Raw genomic sequence first — 22,639 nt, forward strand, 5'->3', positions numbered from 1 at the left:
AGGTCCCAAGGGTTGGGCTGTTCGCCCATTAAAGTGGCACGCGAGCTGGGTTCAGAACGTCGTGAGACAGTTCGGTCTCTATCTGTTGCGGGCGTTGGAAATTTGAGAGGCTCTGACTTTAGTACGAGAGGACCGAGTTGGACACACCTCTGGCGTACCGGTTGTTCCGCCAGGAGCATCGCCGGGTACCTATGTGTGGAGCGGATAAGCGCTGAAAGCATCTAAGCGCGAAACCCACCTCGAGATGAGATTTCCTTATAAGGGTTGTTATAGATGATGACGTTGATAGGCTTCAAGTGTAAGTTCAGAGATGGATTAAGCTGAGAAGTACTAATCGCCCAAAAGCTTTTCTTCGGTTGGTGTCTCCTTTATGGAGACACTGACAAGTTTTTACCATTCACAGTCAATGATATCAAGACATTGATGGTGCCAATGACGTAAGTGTTCACCTCTTCCCATTCCGAACAGAGCAGTTAAGCCTTACAGTGCTGATGGTACTGGGTTAACCCCCGGGAGAGTAAGTCGGCGCCACATTCAATAAATATAAAAGGTTAGTTAACACAAGATGTTGACTAACCTTTTTTTGTGTCTATATAAAACTGCAGTAGGGGGCATACACAGATATCTACATAATTGGATAGTGCCGATGGTTTAAGCCACCTTTATGAGGATAGAGAATTAAATAATGTTTCTTCGAAATATAGACTCGAAATTTTGGATGCTAAGGTTATAGCTTTGAACTTCACTCTTCACTCTTCACTCTTCACTCTTCACTCTTCACTCTTCACTCTTCACTCTTCACCTATTTATATCAAAAATCAGTATTAAACTGTTAATAGAGTTATATGATGAATTAATGGCTATCATAAATCAAATGAATCTTCATCTTTATATCATATTTACAGTAAGGAGATGAACATGAAGAAAACACTAAATACTTTTTTATTGCACTGAATACATTTGGACAATTAAAATTCGCAAAAATTTTTCCAGGACAATATGGTGCTTCAGGCAAACAAGGAAATACAAATTTGGGGAGAAGGTAAACCATTCTCAGAGTTTACAATATTAATAGACAAAAAGTAGGTCGAGGTAGTACTAAGTAAAGATGAAAAATGATCTGTGAGTTTCCCTAAAATGAAATTAAATAATAAAGTCGCAGCACAAAGTTATCATAAAAAAAGCTTTAAATGCATTGATTACATTTAAAGCTTCAATTTCTTTTGAGAAAGTTTTTATATTTCTTCATCAATATCCAGATCAAACTTTTCAATGGCATTTAATTCATCTTGCCAATCTTCCATGTTTATATCTTCGAGATTATCAAACATGTCATCAGTGTTTTCTTCAAACATCTGATCATCAAAATTCATAGCGAAATCTTCCATACTTCTGTAATGTTTAAATAGACTTTTTAATTACAGTTATAAATACGTCGACTTAATAAGAAGGTTGAATGGATTTACATTTATTTTGTGGTAAAAATCACATTAGTTTTTTTGTGCAATTTTGACTGGGTTATCTACTTTTTTTACGACCAAATAAAGGTCCTGTTCTAAGAGGATGAATAACATGATCAATTCTTACACGAATCATCTGTGTTTCATTAATATAACCTGTCTCAACTCTATTGTAGGCACGTTCATTAATATATTGTAAAGTGAAATGAACATTACCATAAATCTTATTTTTGACACCTACAATAAGACGGTTTGCTCCAATATAACTACCATCTTTTTTTACAGATACAAATGGCTCTGCTGCCAAAGTCCATTGACCAATAGGAGAAGGGAATTTAATAGCGGGATTGTACCTTATTCTAAAGTTGAAATTTTTATTGGGATCTGTAAAAGTCTGTTGCTCAAGTCTTATTCTTTGTTGAATAGTAATATCATGAAGCTTGAATGAGTATACATAATCTTGATAAAAACGAATTTCTTGAGATGCAACAGAACCGTCAACGTACATAAAGCCAGCTCTAGCATACATATTAGAGTTGATGTCATACCTTAAGCCAGATCTAAATTGACCACGGTATCTTTCTGAATCAAAATATTCTCTCCAACCAAAATCTGAATCAATTGAGAATTTGTAAGAAAGTTTGTATCGGTTAAAATAATGAAACCAAATAAAGTCTTGAGCGAATAATTCATCGGTTATAGCAAAAGACAATATGAATATTAAGTTCCGAATTAATTTTTTATAATCAATTAATTGGTTCATATAAATGTAGTCGCACTGTAAGTATAGTAATCACTCACAAATTTAAACTTTTGTTACTTTATTGTACTATTTTTTCATGATATTTTCGTTAAAGTTTTTTAAGTTTGAATTGAAACAAATTCAATAGAAATTGTATAATTTAAATCAAACATTAGCAGGGTGTTAAATAATTATATATATGATTTAAATGTGATCTATCAATTTGATTGAAAATAAAAATGTTGTATTCTTTTAAAAAACAACTCTCAATTTTGTATTCATTAATACTTTTTGAAATTTTATGTTTTTTAATACAACTAATTTTTTTATATGAAACTTTCCATTCGATTATTTACACTTACGTGCATGTTATTATCATGTACTTTTGTCTTTGGGCAAAAAAAGAAAAACAAAAAGAAAAAATCTAAGACAGAGGAGGTAGTACCTAAAAAAGAAAAGGGACCTTTTAAAGAGTATAATAAAGTTATTACTGATGAGGCCGAAACTCAAGAAGGACTGTTTACAACCCATAAAGTAGATGGTAAATATTTCTTCGAAATAAGTGATGATTTACTTGATAATGAAATCTTGATTGTAAGTAGAATCTCAGGCCATGTACAGGGTTTAAACTTTGGTGGTGCCGGAATGAAATCACGCCCACAGCAAGTTATAAGATGGCAAAGAAAAGATAATAAGTTATTGATGAGATCAGTTTCTTACAATAGTGTAGCATCTGAAAAAGAGCCAATTTATAAATCGGTGAAAAATAATAATTTTGAACCTGTGGTAGCGTCATTTGATATAGAAGCAGTTTCAGCAGATTCATCTAAAGTGGTGATTGATGTTAGTTCTTTCTTTACTTCTGATATACCTATGATCGGTGCAATGAGGGACAGTGAAAGAAAAAGGTTTGGGATTAAAGGATTAGATGGAAAAAGAAGTATTATTTCTTCAATAAAATCTTTTCCAAAAAATGTTGAAGTAAGACATATTTTAACTTATAAAGGAGATAAGCTACCTGATAATCAAATTACCAAATCTCTTTCAGTTGAGATGAATCAATCTTTTATTTTGTTACCTGAAAAGAAATGGAAATCTAGATATTATGATCCTCGTGTAGGGTATTTTTCAGTACAACAAACTAATTATTCATTAGATCAGCATAGAGCAGCCAAGCAAAGATTTATTACCAGATGGAAATTAGAACCTAAAGATTGGGATGCTTATAATAGAGGCGAGTTAGTAGAGCCTATTAAACCAATAGTTTATTACATCGATCCTGCTACTCCTGAAAAATGGAGACCTTTCCTTAAAAATGGTATAGAAGCTTGGCAAAGTGCTTTTGAAAAGGCAGGTTTTAAAAATGCTATTATAGCAAAAGATGCACCTACTAAAGAAGAAGATCCTGATTGGTCTCCAGAAGATGTTAGGTACTCTGTTATTAGATATATTACAACACCTATACAAAATGCACAAGGTCCTCATGTTCATGATCCAAGAACTGGTGAGATATTAGAATCTGACATACTTTGGTATCATAATGTCATGAACCTTTTAAGAAATTGGGCATTGATTCAGACTGCTGCTGTTAATCCTGAAGTGAGAAAGTCAAAATTTGATGATCAACTGATGGGTAAATTAATTGAATTTGTAGCAACTCATGAAGTGGGTCATACCATTGGTTTAATGCATAATATGGGATCTAGTTGTAATTATACGGTAGAGCAATTGAGAACACCTGGTTTTGTTCAGGAACATGGTGTAGCTCCTTCAATTATGGATTATGCTAGAATGAACTATGTTGCTCAACCAGAAGACAAAGGAGCTGGTTTATATCCAATTATAGGACCTTATGATAATTGGGCTATAGAATATGGTTATAAATTAACGGATGCAAAATCGGCTCTTGATGAAAAATTGATATTAAATGAATGGATCAAAGAGAAAAATAAAAATCCATGGAACAGATATGGTGCACAACAATGGCCATATGTAGTTGATCCATCTGCTCAAACAGAAGATCTTGGAGACGATGCAATGGTAGCAAGTGATTTAGGAATCAAAAATTTAAAAAGAATTGTACCACAATTAATTCAATGGACCAAGGAAGAAGGAGAGTTTTATCAAGATTTAGAAGAACTTTATTCTGCTGTTTTATCTCAATTTAATAGATATATGGGACATGTATCTAATAATGTAGGAGGTGTGATCATAGATTATAAAACATCTGAAGAAGGGAAATCGGTCTATACCAATGTGACAAAAGAAAAACAAAAAAGGGCTGTAGACTTCATAGATAAACAATTATTCAATACACCTGAATGGTTAATTAATCAAGATGTTTTAAGTAGAATTGAATATACTGGCATCGTTGAGAAAATTAGAAAGTCACAAGAACGTACTCTAAAAAATCTTCTTGCAGATTCTAGACAATTAAGAATGATTAATCAATATGCATTATCACAAGATGCTTATTCGATTATTGAATTGAATAGTGATCTTACAAAAAGCATTTGGAAAGAGTTGAATTCAGCTAAATCAATTGATACATACAGACGTGAATTACAAAGAGTTCATGTTGAATTATTAATTGAAAAAATGAATAATGAAAAGGCTTTGTCATCGGACATTCAAGCAGTTTCTAGAGCACAATTAGAAATGATAAGAAAGAAGACAAAATCGATGTCGTCTAGATATAAGACAACTTCAATTGAAGGGATTCATATGAAGGATATTACAGCTAAAATCAATAAGGCTTTTGATAATTAGTTTTAAGTACATAATATTCTTTTAATAAAAAAGTGATATAAATATTGCATGATATTTATATCACTTTTTTTAGTTATAACATTGTAATAATTAAAGAATATTAATTTATGTGTCTTAATTACACTAAAATTTTAGTTAAAATTTGCATAATAAAATTTAACTCCGTAAAATTGGTCTACCAGATTATGGAAGCCCAGTTATTGGTTTGCATAAGATGAGAAACGGGATATATTACTCTTTTCATTGCAGAAAATGATAAATAAAAAAGATTTAAATAGAGAATTGAAAGACTTAACTATGATTTCGAATTCCATCATTTTATATTGTAATGGAAATTTAAAGGAAGACTAAAGTGTAATTTTCATTTGGTCAACCAAATAAAAAATGATTTGAAATATGGAACAATCAGTATTTGATACATTTAGAAAAATTGAAGTAGAAAAACCTGTCGATAAGATTATCAAACAGTTAAAAGCATTAATATCAAGTGGTCAGTTAAATCCTGGAGATAAATTACCTTCAGAAAGAAAATTGAGTGAGTTATTTGGTATTGGTAGAACTTATGTTAGAGATGCTATTCGTAAGTTAGAATTTTACGGAATCTTAAAAACACATCCTCAGAGTGGGACAATCGTTGCTGGTTTTGGTATTGATGCATTAGAAGGTTTAATAACTGATGTATTAGAGTTGGAAGGGAATGATATGAATTCCTTAGTGGAGACAAGGGTTATATTGGAAAAGAGTACAGCTAGGTTTGCAGCATTAAGAAGAGATGAGAAAGATATTGTTTCTATTTCGAAAGCATTATCTGAATACGAGGAAGCAGTTAAACTAGGCCAAGATACAGTTGAACATGATTTAATGTTTCATTTAAAAATAGCTGAAGCTAGTAAAAATTCTGTCTTAAAATCTTTAATGCTAATTGTTGCTCCAGATATTATTACTTTTTTTAAAGAAAATGATGTTTGTGCTGGAGATAAACCAAACCAAGCATTAGAAGAACATTATAAAATACTTGAACATATTTCTAATAGAGAGCCTGAATTGGCTGAAGAAGCTATGTACAATCATTTAAAAGGAATATTGAATAAAGAATTTTAGTCACAATTTAAACTTAAAACAACACACAATGCCTATGATATAATTTATCATACAAAAAAAAAGGATTAACGAATCGTTAATCCAAACAGGTAATTCTAAAGCAGGGTCATCGCCAAATTCATCCGCAATTGAATACACCGGTAGGTAAATATAGTAATACAACACAATTATCACAAATTTTGTGATCCTACCACCTGTTTAAATTTCTCTTATTTTTTCAATTTAAAGTTTATAGTACGTTTTTTTGACGTATATATAATATTGTACGCTACAATTAAATGTACTATCAATCTATTCACAAAAGAAAATGAACACAAGATTATTACTTTTATCATTAACACTACTGCTATTCCTCATAAATCCCGGGGTATTTGCACAAGACCAAAAGCGTATTGTCAAAGGTTCCGTAGTAGATCAAGACAATAGCCCTTTACCAGGAGTTTCTATCATCATTAAAGATGGAAAGGGAAATAAAGGAACAATAACCGATTTTGATGGTAATTATTCACTTTTGGTAGCACCAACAGATGTATTAATATTTTCATTTATTGGTTGTAAAACCGAAGAAGTTACCGTAAATAATCAAACAGTATTAGACGTTCAGCTTATTGAAGAAGCCAGTCAATTAGATGAAATTGTTGTGGTAGGATATGGTACTGTTCAAAAATCTCACCTAACAGGTGCAGTTTCAAAGGTTAAAAATGAAAGCCTTGATCAGATTCCAACAGCTAGAATTGATGATGCCCTTTCTGGTCAAGTATCAGGGGTGAATATTCAGCAAACAAATCCAACTGCTGGTGGAGCACCAACAATTCGAGTAAGAGGAGTAGGTTCTATTACATCATTTCCAAGTCCATTAATAGTCGTAGATGGTATTGTAGTTGATCAGGATTATTTAGCTACACTAGATATGAATGATGTTGAGTCTATTGAAATATTGAAAGATGCTTCTTCTGCTGCAATTTATGGTTCTAGAGGAGCCAATGGTGTAATCTTAATTACCAATAAAGCAGGTAAAGAAGGAAAAGCACAATTTAGTTATAATGGTTACTTTGGTGTAAAATCAGTACCTAAAAATGATGTTCTAAAAACGGTAGGTGAGTGGACTTCTTTTGTTCAGGATAACAACAATGGAGAGTTAACTGACAGAATGAAATATATTCAGGAATTAGGTACTGAAACTGCTTGGGACGAAGTAGTGATGGATGGAGGTACTATTCAGTCTCACTCTCTTTCAGCAAGAGGTGGTTCAGAGAGAACAAAGTATTCAATTTCAGGTAATTACTTAAATGATGAAGGCGTACTTTTAACAGATAGTTATGATAGAATTAACTTCAGATTGAATGTACAATCAAAAATAAATAAACGATTGACGTTTGGTATGAACTTAAACCCTTCATATAGTAATCAAAGACGTTTTCCAATAGGTTTACACGATGCTATTAGACAATCACCTTGGTTACCACAGTATGTAGATGAAAATTCGATTAAGTATGTCAATAGATTAAGAGAAGAGGGAAGATGGGAAAATGCTCAAGTAGGTGATTATGCCATGGAGAGAATGTTTGATGACTATGATTTAGTGAATGGGATGCCTATTGAATCAGGAGGAACAGATATTAGTACGACATCAAATGTATCACCATTGTCAAAAATTTTAGAAAGAGAACAACGTAAATACCAAACAAAAGTGTTTACCAATTTATTCTTAAAGTATAAAATTGCTGAAGGATTAAACTTTAGATCTTCTTTTGGTGGTGATTATAAAAACGTTAGAGACCAAAGATTTATTGGGGTAAAAGCAACTCGAAATGCTGAAAATGGTACTGAAGCATATGATAGAAGAAATAATCAATTTCACCTAGTAACAGAACAAACGTTAAGTTGGAATAAAACTTTAGATAAACATAGCTTTAGTGTAGTAGGTGGTTTTGCATTTGAATTTTGGGATAGAAACATAAGCGAAATAGAAGGTAATGGTTATAACTTTGATTACATCAAAACAATTCCTTCTACGAATGTAACTGGAGCAAATACTTATGCTGATCAAAAATCATTGGTGTCTTATTTTGGTAGAATGAATTACGCTTATAATGATAAATATTTAGTATCTCTTAGTGTACGTTCAGACGGTAGCTCTAAATTTGGTAGTGATTATAAATATGGTGTATTTCCGGCAGCTTCATTGGGATGGAGAATCTCACAGGAGAATTTCTTAAAAGACAGTGAAGTATTAAGTAACTTAAAAGTAAGAGTGAGTTATGGTGTGTCAGGAACTGATGGTAGTGATGCTCAGATTGGTAGATATCCAGCGATTGGTCTTGTAGAACCGGTAGGTAGTGTATTTAATGGTAACGTTTACTCAGGGTTTAACCAATCAACTCTATCAAACCCAGAATTAAGATGGGAAAGATCAATCGAAATTAACCCAGGTATTGATATTGGTTTCTTCCAAGATCGTTTAGCTGTAAGTGTGGATCTTTATAAGAAAAACTCTGATGATTTATTATTGAATCGTCCAATTCCATCAGCAACAGGTTTCCAAGAAGCTACTGTAAATTTAGGTGAGATTGAAAACAGAGGGGTAGAGTTTGAAGTGAGAACAACAAATATTATCACCTCAAGTTTTAAGTGGTCAACTACTGCAAACATGTCTTTAAATGAGAATAAAATTGTAAGTATGGCAGGTGCAGATGGTTTAATTTCGACAGTAGATTCAAAGAGACCAGCAGAATGGATTGCTAAAGAAGGTCACCCAGTAGCATCATTCTATGGTTATGTTGTTGAAAAAGAGATACCAATTGAGAATATCAAAAATCCTTTCTATCCTATAAACGGACAATCTCAAGATATTTATGTAAAGGATTTAAATGGAGATGGTATTATCGATCCTGATGACAGAACAATTCTAGGTTCACCTTATCCTAAATTAATATGGGCGATTAATAACACTATTAATTATAAGAATTTTGATTTAAGCTTTATGTTCCAAGGCTCGCATGGTGCAAAAGTAAGAAATATGGATCCTCAGTATGTGAATAATCAATTTAGCTCGAACCAAGATTATATTACTGACGAAACAGATCCTAACTTCTTCAAAGATGCAGATAAAGTAGTTCAAAGAATCTTTACTGATGATATAGTTATGGATGCTTCTTACATTACTTTGAGAAATTTAAATGTAGGGTATCAGTTGCCAAAAGGACCACTTAATAAAGTGGGAATCAAATCTATGAGAGTTTATGTAGCAGCTCAAAACTTAATTTATATTATGGGTAGCGATTATAGAGGTTACAATCCTGAAGGTATTAACCAAGGGTTAGATACACCACTTACTTACGGTTACCAAAGAGGTGCAGCTCCAATTCATAGAACATTTTCTGCAGGTCTAAACATAAACTTCTAAGTCATTATGCAATTTAAAAAATCAATATATAAACTAGCAGTTGTATGCTCTTTGATTGGGTTTACGGCTTGCCAAAGTCAATTAGAACTTAAACCAATATCGGCAATTGGTGATAATGGATTTTACTCTAACACACAAGAGGTTGAGGCGGCTGTATTTGCCATTTATGATGGTTTACAAAATACAGTACAAAGAGAATTCGCTCTAACAGAAATGCGTTCTGATAATACTAAGACTAAAAATAGTGAGGGAGAATGGGCGCAATTTGAACATATGAATGTTTCTCCAACTAACGGTACGTTACAAGATTACTGGGGAGATTTATACAATGTAGTTTTCAGAGCTAATAAAGTAATGGCTTCCCTTGATGTTGTGAATGATGAACCTACAAAAGCTTTGTTTGAAGCAGAAGCTAGATTCTCAAGAGCATTAATGTATTTTAATCTGACTAGAGGTTTTGGGGAAGTTCCATTAGTAACTCAAATTATTGTACCTGGCGACGCAGTTGCTTCTCAGAGAACACCTGTAAACACAGTGTATGGTCAAATAGAAGAGGACCTAATGTTTGCAATAGAGCATCTTCCAAGTCGTGCAAATATCGAGGAAGGTAGAGCAACTAAAGGAGCAGCACAAACACTATTAGCTAAAGTGAAATTAACCACAGGTGATTATTCTGGAGCTCAGACGTTATTGGAAACAGTGATTGGAAGCAGTGATTATACATTAGTAGATGCTTATTCTGATGTTTTTTATAGCGAGTTAAACTCTGAAGTTATTTTTGCAATACAATTCTTAAATGATGATGCTGTAGAATCTCAAGACTTCTCTTATGAATTCACTAAACTAGGTAGTACCAGTGGAATTAATTATGTCACAGATGATTTTAAAGCAAATGTAGACGTATTGGATACAGAAAGAATAGCTGTTTTATATAATCCTGAAGACGTTAAAGAAAATGGTAAGTTCTTAACTGCCTCTTCGGATAATAGATTGTGTGGTAATGATTGGATCGTTTTAAGATTAGCAGACGTGTATTTAATGTATGCAGAAGCAATTATGGCAGGTAATGCATCAACAAATGATGCAAACGCTGTAAATGCATACAATATGATTAGAAGTAGAGTAGGGTTATCTACTCTTACAGCCGGAGCAACATTAACTAAAGATGCTTTGATTCTTGAAAGAAGAGTAGAATTAGCATTTGAAAATCATCGTTTGTATGATTTAGTTAGGCTTGGTGTTGCAGAAGAAGTAATGGCAGATTTCGCTGAAGATAATGGATTTCCATTTAATGCAACTAAGTTACTATTACCAATACCTCAAAGAGAGATTGATACTAGTTATGGTTTGCTGACGCAAAATCCGGGTTACTAATTCATCAAATAATATGGAAGGTTGAATAAGCGTATTCGAGCATAACTAATGTTTTTATTCAGCCTTCCTATTAGAAAGTTGTATCAACAATTAATCAAGAAATAATGAAAACAATCATAAAAAATTTAGGCTTAACTACACTAATAAGCTGCTGTATCTTTGCCTGTACTGAAGAATTGCCAGGAGTAGGTTCAATTGAAGATTTAACACCTCCATCTGCCAACTTTAGTTATAAATCATCTTTAGAGGATTATCGAGAAATTGAATTTACAAACACCTCTATTTCAGCAGGTATATTCGAATGGAACTTTGGAGATGGAGCAACATCGACAGACAAAAATCCGGCTCATGTATTTTCAGGTGAAGGGACTTTTGAAGTAAGCTTAGTAGCTAAAGATGGGAATAATATCACTTCAGATACAACAATAACTGTAGCTGTTGTAGATGAATTAATTCCTGAGTTTCAATGTAAAAGTTTTGAATGTTCGGATCGTAGTGTATGGGGTAGTTTTTCAGGGTCAGGTTCTCCAACACCTCCAGACGAAAGTACAGGAGCGAAATTGGGTAATGACAGCCAATATCTTGATCAAACAATTAAAGTATCTGGTGGGGTTACTTATAATGTGAGTTTTTACTATGTAAGTAAAGCAGGCGGAACATCAGCAGGAAGGTTATTGATGGAAGATCCAGACAATAGTATCAACTTCTTTGATGAAGATATTCCAACTTCGACGAGTTCTTCTGAATATCAAAGAGCTAGTTATGTGGTTGAAACAAAAGCCAATACTTCACAATTACGTTTGAGTATCAATTTTGGTGATATTGAAACGAGATTTGATTTGGTTGAAATCAAAAAAGTAGACTAATAGACAATGTAACTACTCGATTGTTATCGAGTAGTTGCTAACGAACTTATAAAGAATAAACATTGCATAAAATAAATACATAAGTGTAAATATTTAAATGAAAAAAGATAACAAATAGACAGTAACAATTTCATTTCAAAACAACTAAACTACAAACAGAAGAATGGACCTTCAACTAACAAAAGTGGACAGTTAATCATAATAGATCAATAGAGGTGGTCCATTCACCTCTATATTATGATTTGTCAACTTAATGTCTAAAAACAAATAATTTACTTTTCTTCTTAAACTAAAAAGAATAAACACCGAATAAATTATGTGTTATATAATAATCGGCTAACTCAGAGCTTAACTGTTAATGTATGAGGACAGCCACTTGATAAACTATAATAAACTAGCTTTTATTTTTACACATAAATAAATTAATCATGAACAACCAGTGGAATGTATTTTCGAATACATCAATTAAATTACTAATTAGCAGCTTGATTTTATCAAGTATTGTTGGATGTAATGTCCAACAACAAGAAGTTACTCTTGATGAAGAAGTAGTAGAATCAAGTAACCTACGAACAACTTTAGGTATTTCAAACAATAGTTTTGAAAGTAGTTGGGATAGTTGGACGGATTCTGATCCTTCGGCTATTTCTGGTGATGCTAATTCAGGATCAAAATCTGCGAAAATTACAGGAAGTAATGGTGGGTTTTCTCAAGAAATTTCTATTTCTGCCAATAAAGATTATGAGCTTTCTGCTTATGTAAAAGGTAGTTGGAGATTTTCAGCAACAGTTAATGGAGTCAAGAAGTCTAGAAGTGGTAATGCTTCTGATTGGACTAAAGAAATTGTTAGCTTTTCTGCTGGTTCAGCAACATCTGTATTGATTAGGGGAGAATATTATGCGGGAGAAGGAAGATACGATGACTTTGAACTGATAGAACTGTCTGGTGATGCAACACCACCCTCAGAAGGTGTAGAGACTTTAGTACCCACAAATGTAGCAGCTTCTACAAATGATGGTAACGTTGAGGGAAATACTTTGGATGGGAATTTAGGTACTCGATGGTCTGCAAATGGTACTGGTCAGTGGATCAGATATGATTTTGGCAGTATTAAAAACTTCTCGGAAGTGAATTTAGCATGGTTTAAAGGCGATCAAAGATCAAGTACTTTTGAGGTCTTATCAGGAGATGCTACGGATAAAATGTCAGTAGTTTATTCTGGAGTATCATCAGGTAACTCTTTAGATCTTGAAACTATCTCTTTATCAAATGTCTCAGGTCGTTATCTTCAAATTATTGGATATGGTAATTCAGCAAACACTTGGAACAGTATTACTGAAGCCACTTTTAAAGGAACTGATGGTGAAGGTGACGGAGAGGAACCTGTAGACCCAGTGGATCCACCAGTAGGAGGAACTTATCCATATGATATTTTGGGACTGCAAAATTGGAAACTAAATGCGTTTTCAGGTTCACTACAGAGCCCTACTTTTGTGGATAATATTCCAAACTTAGATACCTATGAGAACAATAATTGGTTCTATGCTGATGGAGGAAAAGTATATTTTAAATGCTATGCAGGATACCCGACATCATCTGGATCAGGAAACCCTCGAACGGAATTAAGAGAGTTAACTGCGAATGGATCTTCTAATATTTATTGGGATGGTGGATCAGGAGTAAACAGAATGGAATGGAAAGTATCCGTAAATCAATTACCAAGTTCTGGTAAGATTTGTTTCGGACAAATTCATGGTCCATCTGACTCATATGACGATGTTATTAGAGTACAGTTTGAAGGAGATCCTAGTCAATCTTCAGGAGCTGTTCGATTAAAAATTATGGGATGGGTAACTGAAGAAAACGATGATAAATCAGGTGATTTCATAGATGGTAATTGGGCACTAGATCAAGAAATGCACCTTGAGCTCATCTTTGAAAACAGTAACGTAGTATTGTATTCTATTAGTGGAAGTAGTAGAACGGAGATTTATAGATTTAATGGTTGTAATAGTGATTCTAATTATTTTAAAGCAGGAAACTATATGCAATCAATGAAAGGTAAATCTTTAGACACAAGCGATTATGGTTTAGTATCTATCAGTTATTTGAATATCACTCATTAAAAAAATACAAGAAAGTGTGCGAACGTTCTCAATTAAAGTCGATAACACATAGACTAGCGTAAACACCATATTATTTTCTTAAACAGGAAATAGTCTTATAAAGTAATAAAGGCATGATTATTTTAATCATGTCTTTTATACTACTTTTGAGTTTTGCAAAAGAAATTTTTCAGCACAATGAACGGCCTCTTCTGTGTTGTCAAATAGGTATAATCTCCACCCTCTATTAAAAGCAATATTTTCAATAATTTTTCTTTCTTCAATTTGTGAATTTGAAGAGATATAAAAACGGCAATTACGGCTAAAACCCAACCTTTCTAAAGTAGATATAATACTATATTTTGCTGACAACTCTAAAACGTTTGTGAGGCCTTTGCCATCAACAATTCCTACAAGGTAATTTTCTTCATTAATTTTATTCGCAAACTCCTTTAAAGCAAAAATTAATTCTTCATCAGTCACATTCCCTTTTAGCTTGAGTTTTATAATGTTATCGTTTGTTGAAATTAAATAATTCATAGTATAAGTATTTTTAGCACAACATAATATATCAAAAATAATAAAAGCAATTCGGGAGGTAAATCAATTATATATCCATTCTCTAAAATGATATATAAGTTCTTATATAAATACAATTAAATTTTTAAAATTCTTATTTTTAATGATTTAATCAGAATAAGTTAATAGTGTGATTATGAATTAACTTTGATAAAGAATTCAACAAGCTAACTGTAGATTTAAGGCATTTTATTATTAAATAATACTCTTGTTTAAGATGTCAGATTGTTATTTAAAAAGGATTTATGTTTATATTTTGAATATCAAAATTATTCTATTTCATTTATTACAAAAACTACTATGGAAATCATTGATTTAGTAAATCAGTTATCTCATTATAATAAACCAAATATCTTACTAAAGAAAAAGTCTAAAGTATCTGCAGTAGGGGTAGATTGGCATTTGTATCATTCAATTTTATCAATAAATAAAATATGCGAAGCATTACTTATATCTAACCCTAATTTATTTATGTCTCATTTTAATATCAAATGGTGGATTATAAAAATGATAAAAAAATTCCCAAGGGGTAAAGCGAAAGCTCCAAAATATGTTACTAATTTTGGAACTATAGATCAAGTGATAGTTGATATGGAAATTGAAAAGAGTTATCAGTTGCTTATTGATATAGATCAACTATCAACAAAACATTATTTTAAGCATTTTGTATTTGGAGATTTACCCTTGAATGACGCAAAAAAACTCATGATGATTCATACGCAACACCACATTGATATTATAGAGGATATCATTAGAAATTAGGTTCTTGTGCTACTATTCTTGTTTCTAAAGATTCTTGTAATTCTTTATTTAAGAGTTCATATGTAGCCTTGTTATCAATAGCATTTATTTCAATAACAGTTTCTTTCACTATTTGACCATTCCCTAATTCAACATCAATTTCTTTAGTGTTTAGTTGATCAAATTCAACTAAATCAAAGCATTTTTTTAAATTAAAGGCCAACTCAATTTGTGTAATTGTAGAATCTGATATAATTAAGTTATCCTCCAATTCGTGATTAATTTCCATTGGAATATCTGTGGTATAGAAAAATTTAATACTTATCGGACTTGATGGATTATATGTACCCTTAATGTCAAAAGAATAATTGTTTTCTAGATGATTATCAATATTTATTGTAGCGTGATCATATTCATTATTAGAAAGAGTAGTGAAGTTCAATTCAGGTGTACTTTCTTTATTGATAAGATCATAGATAAAATCATCCTGATATGCCGTTTCACTTTTTGTACTGTTACTGTAAGTGATCTCTTTTATTCCAACAGAAGCATCGGAAATCATATAATGTCTCCATGAAGTATTTAATTCCACATCATTATTTATGGCAATTATAGTAGTAAGTAAGTTACCTGCTGGGGTAGGTAAGTCTTCTATGATACTATCTTTACAAGAAGTAACTAGTACCATAAACGCTAAAATGATGTGTGATGTAAATTTATTCATCGTTAAGTTGATTTATTGAATGACAAATTTACATGAAATAGCTGTGAAATGAATGTAACGAATCCTAAATTATTGAAAACCTATGAGTAATGATTTTTTGAATTGGTCAAAATCTCCATAAAAGACATTCATATCTACATAAGTAGGGATGCCATCTACAGTTGCAGTTTGAGAATGTTGCCACATAGTCCATCTCTTCTTAGACAATTGCGTTGAACCACTATAATTAGCAATCCACAATCTGTATTTTGAGAAATGACCTTTTATATAGTCTCTATAGAAGGCGTCACCAGAGTAAATCATAGGTTTAACTCCAATTTCTTTTTCAATATAAAGTAAAAAATCTAGTAACCTTTTTCTCATTAAAGAGGGAGCCACACCATCTAAATATTCAATATCAACAACAGGAATCATATCTGTAGGAGATAATTTATTGATGGTTTTTAAAAAAAACTGAGCTTGTTTGATCCCGTCTTTTTTGGCTCTAAAAAAATGATAGGCTCCAAATGCGATATTGTTCTTTTTGGATTGGTTTTTATTATGTGCAAAATGTCTATCTAAGTGATCTTCACCTTCAGTGGCTTTACAATACGCAAATTTAATCGATTGCCCTTGTGCATTCATTACTGATACTCTGTCCCAATTAATATATTGTTGATGGTGAGAAACGTCAATTCCATGTACTTTGTAAGGTTTAGGTAATTTGATACTATAACCTGAAACATGTTTATAAAAGGGTGCCTCTACAAAATCCTTAATATTTAATGCATAAGCATATGAGAGTTGAGCATATGGCTTTGCATGAACTCTTGCTTGAGGATTTTTATACAGATAAAGACCTATACCAAACAAAAAGAGTAATAGTACTGAGGAAAAAGGAAATATTTTAGCTTTTTTTTCTGACATAATAAAAAGGGAGAGTGAATACTCTCCCAATAATAGTTTACTAGCTTTTAGCTACTTTAATAGAGCAGCCAATTGCTTTTGTTTCTTTTTCAGCGATTTCAGTATTGTTTTGAAGTGCTTGAATTGCATTCTCTACAAACTTGATTTTTACAGCAGAAGCATCTTTATAGTTATCATCGATTGCTCCAATATATTTAACAATAAGTTGGTTGTTTTCTTTATTTAATAAGAAGACATGAGGTGTTTTCGTTGCTCCATATTTAGGGAAAACTTGCTGACCATTGTCAAATAAATAATTAAAAGTGAATCCTTTTGTTGCTGCTCTTTCCTTCATTAATTCGAATGAATCCTCTGGTTGAACAGCCGGATCGTTTGGATTGATAGCAATTACTGGGTAACCTTGACTTTTAAATGTTTTGTCTAATTCAATAATTCTATCTTCATAGGCGACTGCATAAGGACAATGATTACAAGTGAATATCACAATTGCTCCTTTGTCACCAGAAAGATCATTTAATGAATGATTTTCACCATCAATTCCTTGTAAAGTAAAAGTAGGGGCAACATCTCCAATGTTCACACCAGTGGATTTAACTTCTGTAGTTGAACTACTAGCAACGTTTGATTCTTGTTTTTTTTCTGTTTTAGTACCACATGATATACATAAGAACACAGTGATAATACTAAGAATGAAAGTTTTCATATTTGTTTAGATAGAGTTGATAAATGTTTTGATTTCTTCTTTTGATTCAAAATCGCTTAAATGGAGTTTTCGATTTTTCCCTTTGATCAGTAATGTAATCGGTATTGCACCATCCCAATCTTTTTCAATAGCACCAATCCAATAATTAGAATTAGCATCATCTAACCATATAGAAGAAGTTTCTATTTTATTTTTATTGATATATTTTACTAAATTTTTCTCCTTTAAATCTAAACTAATCAATATTACTTTAATTGGTTGGTTACTTTGTTTAAATTCTTTATCCAATTCCGTAAAGTAAGGTAACTCTTCGATACAAGGCTTGCACCATGTTGCCCAAAAGTTGATCACTCTTAAAGTATCATCTTCATGAGAAAATAATGGAGATAGGTCATCATAATTATCAAAATATGAAATCGAAGCTTCATTTGTTTCAATTACCTTATTCGGTGATAATTTTAATTCTTTTTTTGTTGAACAGGCCAAAAAGATCAATAACAAAAATGGATAATAAAAATATTGGGATTTTTTCATCTAATTGATAAGCTTGATAACTATTAAAAAAATTACGTTGTAATCTATGGGAGTAATTTTTCGATAAAAATATTAAACAGTACTACATATCTTCTGAAATAGGCCTATTTAAACACAAAAATAATAATTATAGCATAAATGTTTCACTAACCTACTGTTTTCAATCAATATATTACATGATTTAATAGAAAGAATATAACTCTTTAATAAGAGAAGTGGTATACTAATTAATTGATCATCAAATACTAACTATTATGCCAAAATATAAAAAGTCATCCCAGAGAAATTTAATAATAATGAGTATTCTAACATTATTCACATTAACAATAGCTTTAGTTACAGAAAAAAGATTGAAAAGTAATCATAACAAGGAGGCATTAATTGTTGAAGGTGTAATGAATCAAAATCATTTAAAGTGGAAATACATGCATTAAAATTAATTATTTTAAAAACTTTTTGAATTATTACAAGAAGATTGTGTAAACCTTGAGTGACTTTATTAATTTAATAAAAGTTCACTCAAGGCTTATATGATTAATATTAAATTTCTTTTCACCTCATTACTACTAATGTTATCCTTATTAGCTTTCTTAAGTATAGGATTACAGACAAATAAAGACTCTAAAAAAGAATTTAGAGTTCAGAGTGCTGCCCCAACGATTCCGATGATGTTTTATAAACAGACAGGAATTACTCCGTATAAAAATATGAACCCTTATTTAACTTATATCTCTCAATAATTGTCACCTAAAAGATTTCACTTGTCTACTATATGTTTACGAACTTAAACGTTATAACCTTTTGTGTTAATTTACGTTTGATATTAAACAATTGAAACAATACTTGACATAAACTTTGTAGCATCAAAATGGAAAATAAATCATTCTCAGAACTAGTTTTTAATAATTATATAAATTTTTATCTATTATCATTATTTACTTTTTTGTTAGGAGTATTATTTATTTTAGTTTCAGTACAAGTAGGATTTACTTACTCTAGTTTTGTTATTTCAACAATTTTTGGAGCAGGTTCATTAGCTTTTTTGAGTATAGGATTAATTAATTCTTATGTTGATAAATTAATAGGAGAAGAACCAGTATAAACTGTTAAGATATAAATAAAAAAAAGCAAGCTGTAACATTGGTTACAGCTTGCTTTTTTGTTTTATTAAAACCACAGTTTAATGTGATTTCATGAATTATTTACTCCATTTCATGTATGGATATTTGGCACTTGTTTGATCAACAGTTTTACCAGCATTCACACCTTGTGCTTCAGCTAAAGTGGTAACACCTGCATGGTTTTGTATGTGGTAAGCACCTTTTCTGTTCTTTCTTACAACAGCAACATCATTATTAGTTTGAACACTTTTTGATGTCTTATGCACTGTTGTAGTTTTATACCCTTTTCTCACTTTGTTTTTCTTAGTGATAGGGTTATCTGCTAATGTTGTTAATGAAACACCGGCAGCAAGTAGAATCGTTCCTATTAACTTTTTAGTCATAGTTATTTATGTTTATGTGTTCCAAATATGTTTACTCTTTGTATATATATACTATAAAAATAAACAATTTGTTACTAAATATTTTTGAATGAATCTTAATACAGGAACTCTATGATTGAGTGATTGTAAATGGCCTAATATTCTTTTTGAAATTTAGTTTTTTCATAAAATTTCAATTATTTCATTGATAAATATTCAATTAGGGGAAAAAATTTAACTTTTATTTTTTCAATTAAATTTAATTGCTTTAATTGTTCTGTCCATAAACGTACAACTAATTTTAAACTTTCAACAGAACAATGAGTAAGCCCCTTGGGAAAATCCTAGTCATAGATGACAACGAAGATATATTGCTGGCCGCCAAAATGTTATTAAAAAAACATGCTGATTTGGTTCAAGTTGAAAGCAATCCTGGTAAAATTCCTTTTCTACTAAAGAATGACAGTTATGATGTTATACTTTTAGATATGAACTTTACTAAAGATACCACTTCAGGAAAGGAAGGGTTTCATTGGTTAGAGCAAATTATAGAAATTGACCCTAATGCAGTAGTGGTCATGATAACAGCTTATGGAGATGTAGAAACTGCAGTAAATGCAGTGAAACAAGGTGCTACAGATTTTGTATTAAAACCATGGAATAACGAAAAGTTAATTGCTACTCTTACTTCTGCAATTCGACTAAAAAAGTCGTATGAAGAAGTAAAAGCTTTAAAAGAAGAAAAATCTGAACTTTCTTCTGCCTTAAATAAAATGTCTGGTCCTGAAGGTATAGTTATTGGAGAAAGTGAGGCAATGAGAAAAGTATTTGCTCTCATATCTAAGGTAGGTAAAACGGATGCAAATATTTTAATACTAGGCGAAAACGGTACTGGTAAAGAAGTTATAGCTAGAGCTGTACATGAACAATCTTTAAGAAACGAGAATGTTTTTATTGGTGTGGACATGGGATCAATTTCAGAAACCTTATTTCAATCTGAATTATTTGGTCATAAGAAGGGCGCATTTACTGATGCGAGAGAAGATAGAGCTGGACGTTTTGAAATTGCAAATAAAGGAACTTTATTTTTAGATGAGATTGGTAATTTACCAATGACATTACAGTCTAAACTATTGACAGTTCTACAGAAAAGAGAGGTCACAAGAGTGGGCGATAACAAGGTTATTCCTGTTGATATCAGATTGGTATGTGCTACCAATATGCCTGTTTATGAAATGGTAGAGAATAAAGAATTCAGACAAGATTTACTTTACCGTATTAATACTGTTGAAATTCATTTACCTCCTTTGAGAGATAGAGCAGAAGATATCCCGTTATTAGTTTCCCATTTCTTAAAAATTTATGCAAATAAATATAGAAAAGGGAAGATGAAAGTGGCCGCTACTACGATGAAGAAACTACAAAAGTATTACTGGCCTGGTAACGTTAGAGAGTTGCAACATGCATTAGAAAGAGCTGTTATTATGGCTGATACTGATACTCTTCAACCTACTGATTTTACATTTTTAGTAGAGAAGAAAAAAGAAGAAGAGGATTTCGACTTATCAGAATTTGATTTAGATACTGTTGAGAAGATGATGATTCAGAAAGCAGTAAGTAAGTACTCAGGTAATATATCAAAAGCAGCTAAATCTTTAGGTCTTACTAGAGCATCATTATATCGTAGATTAGAAAAGCATGGTCTTTAAACAGTTTAGACTCCAAGTCTCATTACGTGTTTTTTTAATCGTAGCGAGCGCATTTATATTCAGCTTTTTTGTACAAAAAGAATTGATCGCCACAGCTGCTTTTGTTTTTGTACTCATTTGGTATCAAGTATGGTTGTTATTGCAAAAAGTAAACAGCATAGCTTTTGATTTAAAGAAGTTTCTAGACTCATTAAATTATGATGATCTTACACAAACTTTTACTGTCAATAATACCAATGAAACAAAAGATGATTTAAATAAGACCTTCCAAAAGGCATTAAATAGATTTAGAGATAAAAGATCACAAAGAGAATCTGACTTACAGTTTTATAAATCAATATCTCAACATATAGATTCAGCTATAATTTGTTTCGATACTTCTGGAAAAGTCGTTTTTTCTAACAAGACAACAAAAAGGCTTTTTACTGGGGTGAAATCATCTCATATTTTAGACTTTGAGTCGATCTCTCTTGAGTTATTTAATATATTTAATAACAAGGATGAAGAAGGGGTATACTATTGTACTATCCCTGGACTATATGCTTCAGAACGTGTTGTAGTACAAAAGTTACTTTTGTATGTAAAAGGAGAAATGATCAACGTCTTTAATATTAATCGTGTTGAAGAAGAAGTTGAAAAGGTAGAAATTCAATCTTGGGAGGCTTTAATTTCTGTGCTTACGCATGAAATTATGAATGCTATTGCGCCTGTAGCTTCTTTAAGTGATACCGTAAAGGGAGAATTGGAATATTTAAAAGACAATTATGAAAATGAAGTCCCTACAAAGGAGGAAATTTCAGATTTAATTATTCCAATGGAAACTATATCCAATAGAGTTGCTTCATTATCTAATTTAGCAGATAACTTTAGAGTAATGGCACATCTAAGGGAAAGCCAGTTGGAGCATTTAAATATTAATCATTTATGTGCTGAAGCAATAGAGTCTTATACCCAAAAGTACCATGAGCAAAACATCAAGTTTGATTTTCAAATTCAGCATGAGGGCTTAATGGTGACTGCCGATGCGCAACAAATTCGACAAGTATTAGATGCAGTCGTAACAAATGCAGTAGAAGAGTTGACAATATCAGAAATAAAATCCCCTTTGGTTATCATCAGATCCACTCAAGAAGAATCAAAGAATAAACCTATTATTAGAATTATTGATAACGGATCTGGTATTGAAGAAGAAGCACAGAATAGAATATTTATACCTTTTTACACCACCAAGAAAGATCATACAGGAATTGGGTTAAGTTTATCAAGACAAATTATGAGAAGAAATAATGGTAGATTAACTCTGAAAACTGAAATTAATCGAGGTAGTGAATTTACCTTAAGGTTTTAACTATTAATACTGCTTTTGATAGATAATTTCTAAAGACAATTTATCCAAATAGAGGATTTCATATGGTATACTCTTTTTAAATAATCCAG

The 22,639-nt window shown here is 31.6% G+C and carries 20 protein-coding genes and 1 rRNA gene; 13 read left to right on the forward strand and 8 right to left on the reverse strand.

Annotated elements, in window-relative coordinates; all coding sequences use genetic code 11:
• Positions 1-422: 422 nt before the first annotated feature.
• A 5S ribosomal RNA gene (gene rrf, locus NH26_RS20980) occupies positions 423-534 on the forward strand.
• Between the two features lie 701 nt (positions 535-1,235).
• Here the strand turns inward: rrf and NH26_RS25520 are convergent.
• Entirely contained in the window at positions 1,236-1,388 is a 153-nt protein-coding gene (locus tag NH26_RS25520) for a hypothetical protein (RefSeq protein ID WP_158021992.1), read from the reverse strand.
• 130 nt (positions 1,389-1,518) lie between these two features.
• Positions 1,519-2,223, reverse strand: a complete 705-nt coding sequence (locus tag NH26_RS20985; RefSeq protein ID WP_044226250.1) for a DUF2490 domain-containing protein — start codon at positions 2,221-2,223, stop codon at positions 1,519-1,521.
• 309 nt (positions 2,224-2,532) lie between these two features.
• On the opposite strand from NH26_RS20985, the gene NH26_RS20990 reads away from it, so the two are divergent.
• The 6 genes from NH26_RS20990 (at position 2,533) to NH26_RS21015 (ending at position 13,844) form a co-directional block, all read left to right on the forward strand.
• Positions 2,533-4,971: a zinc-dependent metalloprotease gene (locus tag NH26_RS20990; RefSeq protein ID WP_052432147.1), complete on the forward strand. Its 2,439-nt coding sequence runs from the start codon at positions 2,533-2,535 to the stop codon at positions 4,969-4,971.
• Between the two features lie 396 nt (positions 4,972-5,367).
• Positions 5,368-6,072: a FadR/GntR family transcriptional regulator gene (locus NH26_RS20995; RefSeq protein ID WP_044226254.1), complete on the forward strand. Its 705-nt coding sequence runs from the start codon at positions 5,368-5,370 to the stop codon at positions 6,070-6,072.
• Positions 6,073-6,379: 307 nt separating this feature from the next.
• A complete protein-coding gene (locus tag NH26_RS21000; RefSeq protein ID WP_044226255.1) occupies positions 6,380-9,478 on the forward strand; it encodes a SusC/RagA family TonB-linked outer membrane protein in 3,099 nt (1,032 codons plus the stop codon).
• A 6-nt stretch (positions 9,479-9,484) separates the two neighbouring features.
• A complete protein-coding gene (locus tag NH26_RS21005) occupies positions 9,485-10,852 on the forward strand; it encodes a RagB/SusD family nutrient uptake outer membrane protein (protein WP_044226257.1) in 1,368 nt (455 codons plus the stop codon).
• A gap of 104 nt (positions 10,853-10,956) precedes the next feature.
• Positions 10,957-11,718 (forward strand): PKD domain-containing protein, encoded by a 762-nt coding sequence (locus NH26_RS21010; RefSeq protein WP_052432148.1) that lies wholly within the window; start codon positions 10,957-10,959, stop codon positions 11,716-11,718.
• 428 nt (positions 11,719-12,146) lie between these two features.
• Complete coding sequence (locus tag NH26_RS21015) at positions 12,147-13,844, forward strand: polysaccharide lyase family 7 protein (RefSeq protein WP_052432149.1); 1,698 nt, start codon at positions 12,147-12,149, stop codon at positions 13,842-13,844.
• Between the two features lie 135 nt (positions 13,845-13,979).
• Here NH26_RS21015 and NH26_RS21020 read toward each other — a convergent pair whose 3' ends face one another.
• A complete protein-coding gene (locus NH26_RS21020) occupies positions 13,980-14,363 on the reverse strand; it encodes a hypothetical protein (protein ID WP_044226259.1) in 384 nt (127 codons plus the stop codon).
• A 339-nt stretch (positions 14,364-14,702) separates the two neighbouring features.
• On the opposite strand from NH26_RS21020, the gene NH26_RS21025 reads away from it, so the two are divergent.
• Positions 14,703-15,164, forward strand: coding sequence for a hypothetical protein (locus NH26_RS21025; RefSeq protein ID WP_044226261.1), 462 nt, complete (start codon positions 14,703-14,705; stop codon positions 15,162-15,164).
• On the opposite strand, the gene NH26_RS21030 is transcribed toward NH26_RS21025, so the two are convergent.
• From NH26_RS21030 to NH26_RS21045, 4 genes are all read right to left on the reverse strand, one after another.
• Entirely contained in the window at positions 15,154-15,867 is a 714-nt protein-coding gene (locus NH26_RS21030; protein ID WP_139263223.1) for a hypothetical protein, read from the reverse strand. The genes NH26_RS21025 and NH26_RS21030 overlap by 11 nt on opposite strands.
• Before the next feature lie 69 nt (positions 15,868-15,936).
• Positions 15,937-16,773, reverse strand: a complete 837-nt coding sequence (locus NH26_RS21035) for a glycoside hydrolase family 25 protein (protein WP_052432150.1) — start codon at positions 16,771-16,773, stop codon at positions 15,937-15,939.
• Between the two features lie 40 nt (positions 16,774-16,813).
• Entirely contained in the window at positions 16,814-17,476 is a 663-nt protein-coding gene (locus NH26_RS21040; RefSeq protein WP_044226265.1) for a thioredoxin family protein, read from the reverse strand.
• 6 nt (positions 17,477-17,482) lie between these two features.
• Positions 17,483-18,010: a TlpA family protein disulfide reductase gene (locus tag NH26_RS21045; RefSeq protein ID WP_044226267.1), complete on the reverse strand. Its 528-nt coding sequence runs from the start codon at positions 18,008-18,010 to the stop codon at positions 17,483-17,485.
• A gap of 296 nt (positions 18,011-18,306) precedes the next feature.
• On the opposite strand from NH26_RS21045, the gene NH26_RS25525 reads away from it, so the two are divergent.
• The 3 genes from NH26_RS25525 to NH26_RS21055 all read left to right on the forward strand — a co-directional run bounded on the left by NH26_RS25525 (position 18,307) and on the right by NH26_RS21055 (position 19,112).
• Entirely contained in the window at positions 18,307-18,444 is a 138-nt protein-coding gene (locus tag NH26_RS25525) for a hypothetical protein (RefSeq protein ID WP_158021993.1), read from the forward strand.
• A gap of 135 nt (positions 18,445-18,579) precedes the next feature.
• Entirely contained in the window at positions 18,580-18,750 is a 171-nt protein-coding gene (locus tag NH26_RS25530) for a hypothetical protein (protein ID WP_158021994.1), read from the forward strand.
• A gap of 128 nt (positions 18,751-18,878) precedes the next feature.
• A complete protein-coding gene (locus NH26_RS21055) occupies positions 18,879-19,112 on the forward strand; it encodes a hypothetical protein (protein ID WP_044226272.1) in 234 nt (77 codons plus the stop codon).
• 96 nt (positions 19,113-19,208) lie between these two features.
• Here the strand turns inward: NH26_RS21055 and NH26_RS21060 are convergent, their stop codons facing one another.
• The gene (locus tag NH26_RS21060; protein WP_044226274.1) at positions 19,209-19,514 is read right to left on the reverse strand and encodes a hypothetical protein; all 306 of its coding nucleotides are present in this window, start codon (positions 19,512-19,514) and stop codon (positions 19,209-19,211) included.
• A 299-nt stretch (positions 19,515-19,813) separates the two neighbouring features.
• Here NH26_RS21060 and NH26_RS21065 point away from each other — a divergent pair, with 299 nt between their 5' ends.
• Both NH26_RS21065 and NH26_RS21070 read left to right on the forward strand, forming a co-directional pair.
• The gene (locus NH26_RS21065; protein WP_044226277.1) at positions 19,814-21,202 is read left to right on the forward strand and encodes a sigma-54-dependent transcriptional regulator; all 1,389 of its coding nucleotides are present in this window, start codon (positions 19,814-19,816) and stop codon (positions 21,200-21,202) included.
• The gene (locus NH26_RS21070) at positions 21,192-22,550 is read left to right on the forward strand and encodes a sensor histidine kinase (protein ID WP_044226278.1); all 1,359 of its coding nucleotides are present in this window, start codon (positions 21,192-21,194) and stop codon (positions 22,548-22,550) included. Before NH26_RS21065 ends, NH26_RS21070 begins: the two co-directional genes overlap by 11 nt.
• Positions 22,551-22,639: the final 89 nt, after the last annotated feature.

This window comes from Flammeovirga pacifica (assembly GCF_000807855.2).
GTDB lineage: Bacteria > Bacteroidota > Bacteroidia > Cytophagales > Flammeovirgaceae > Flammeovirga > Flammeovirga pacifica.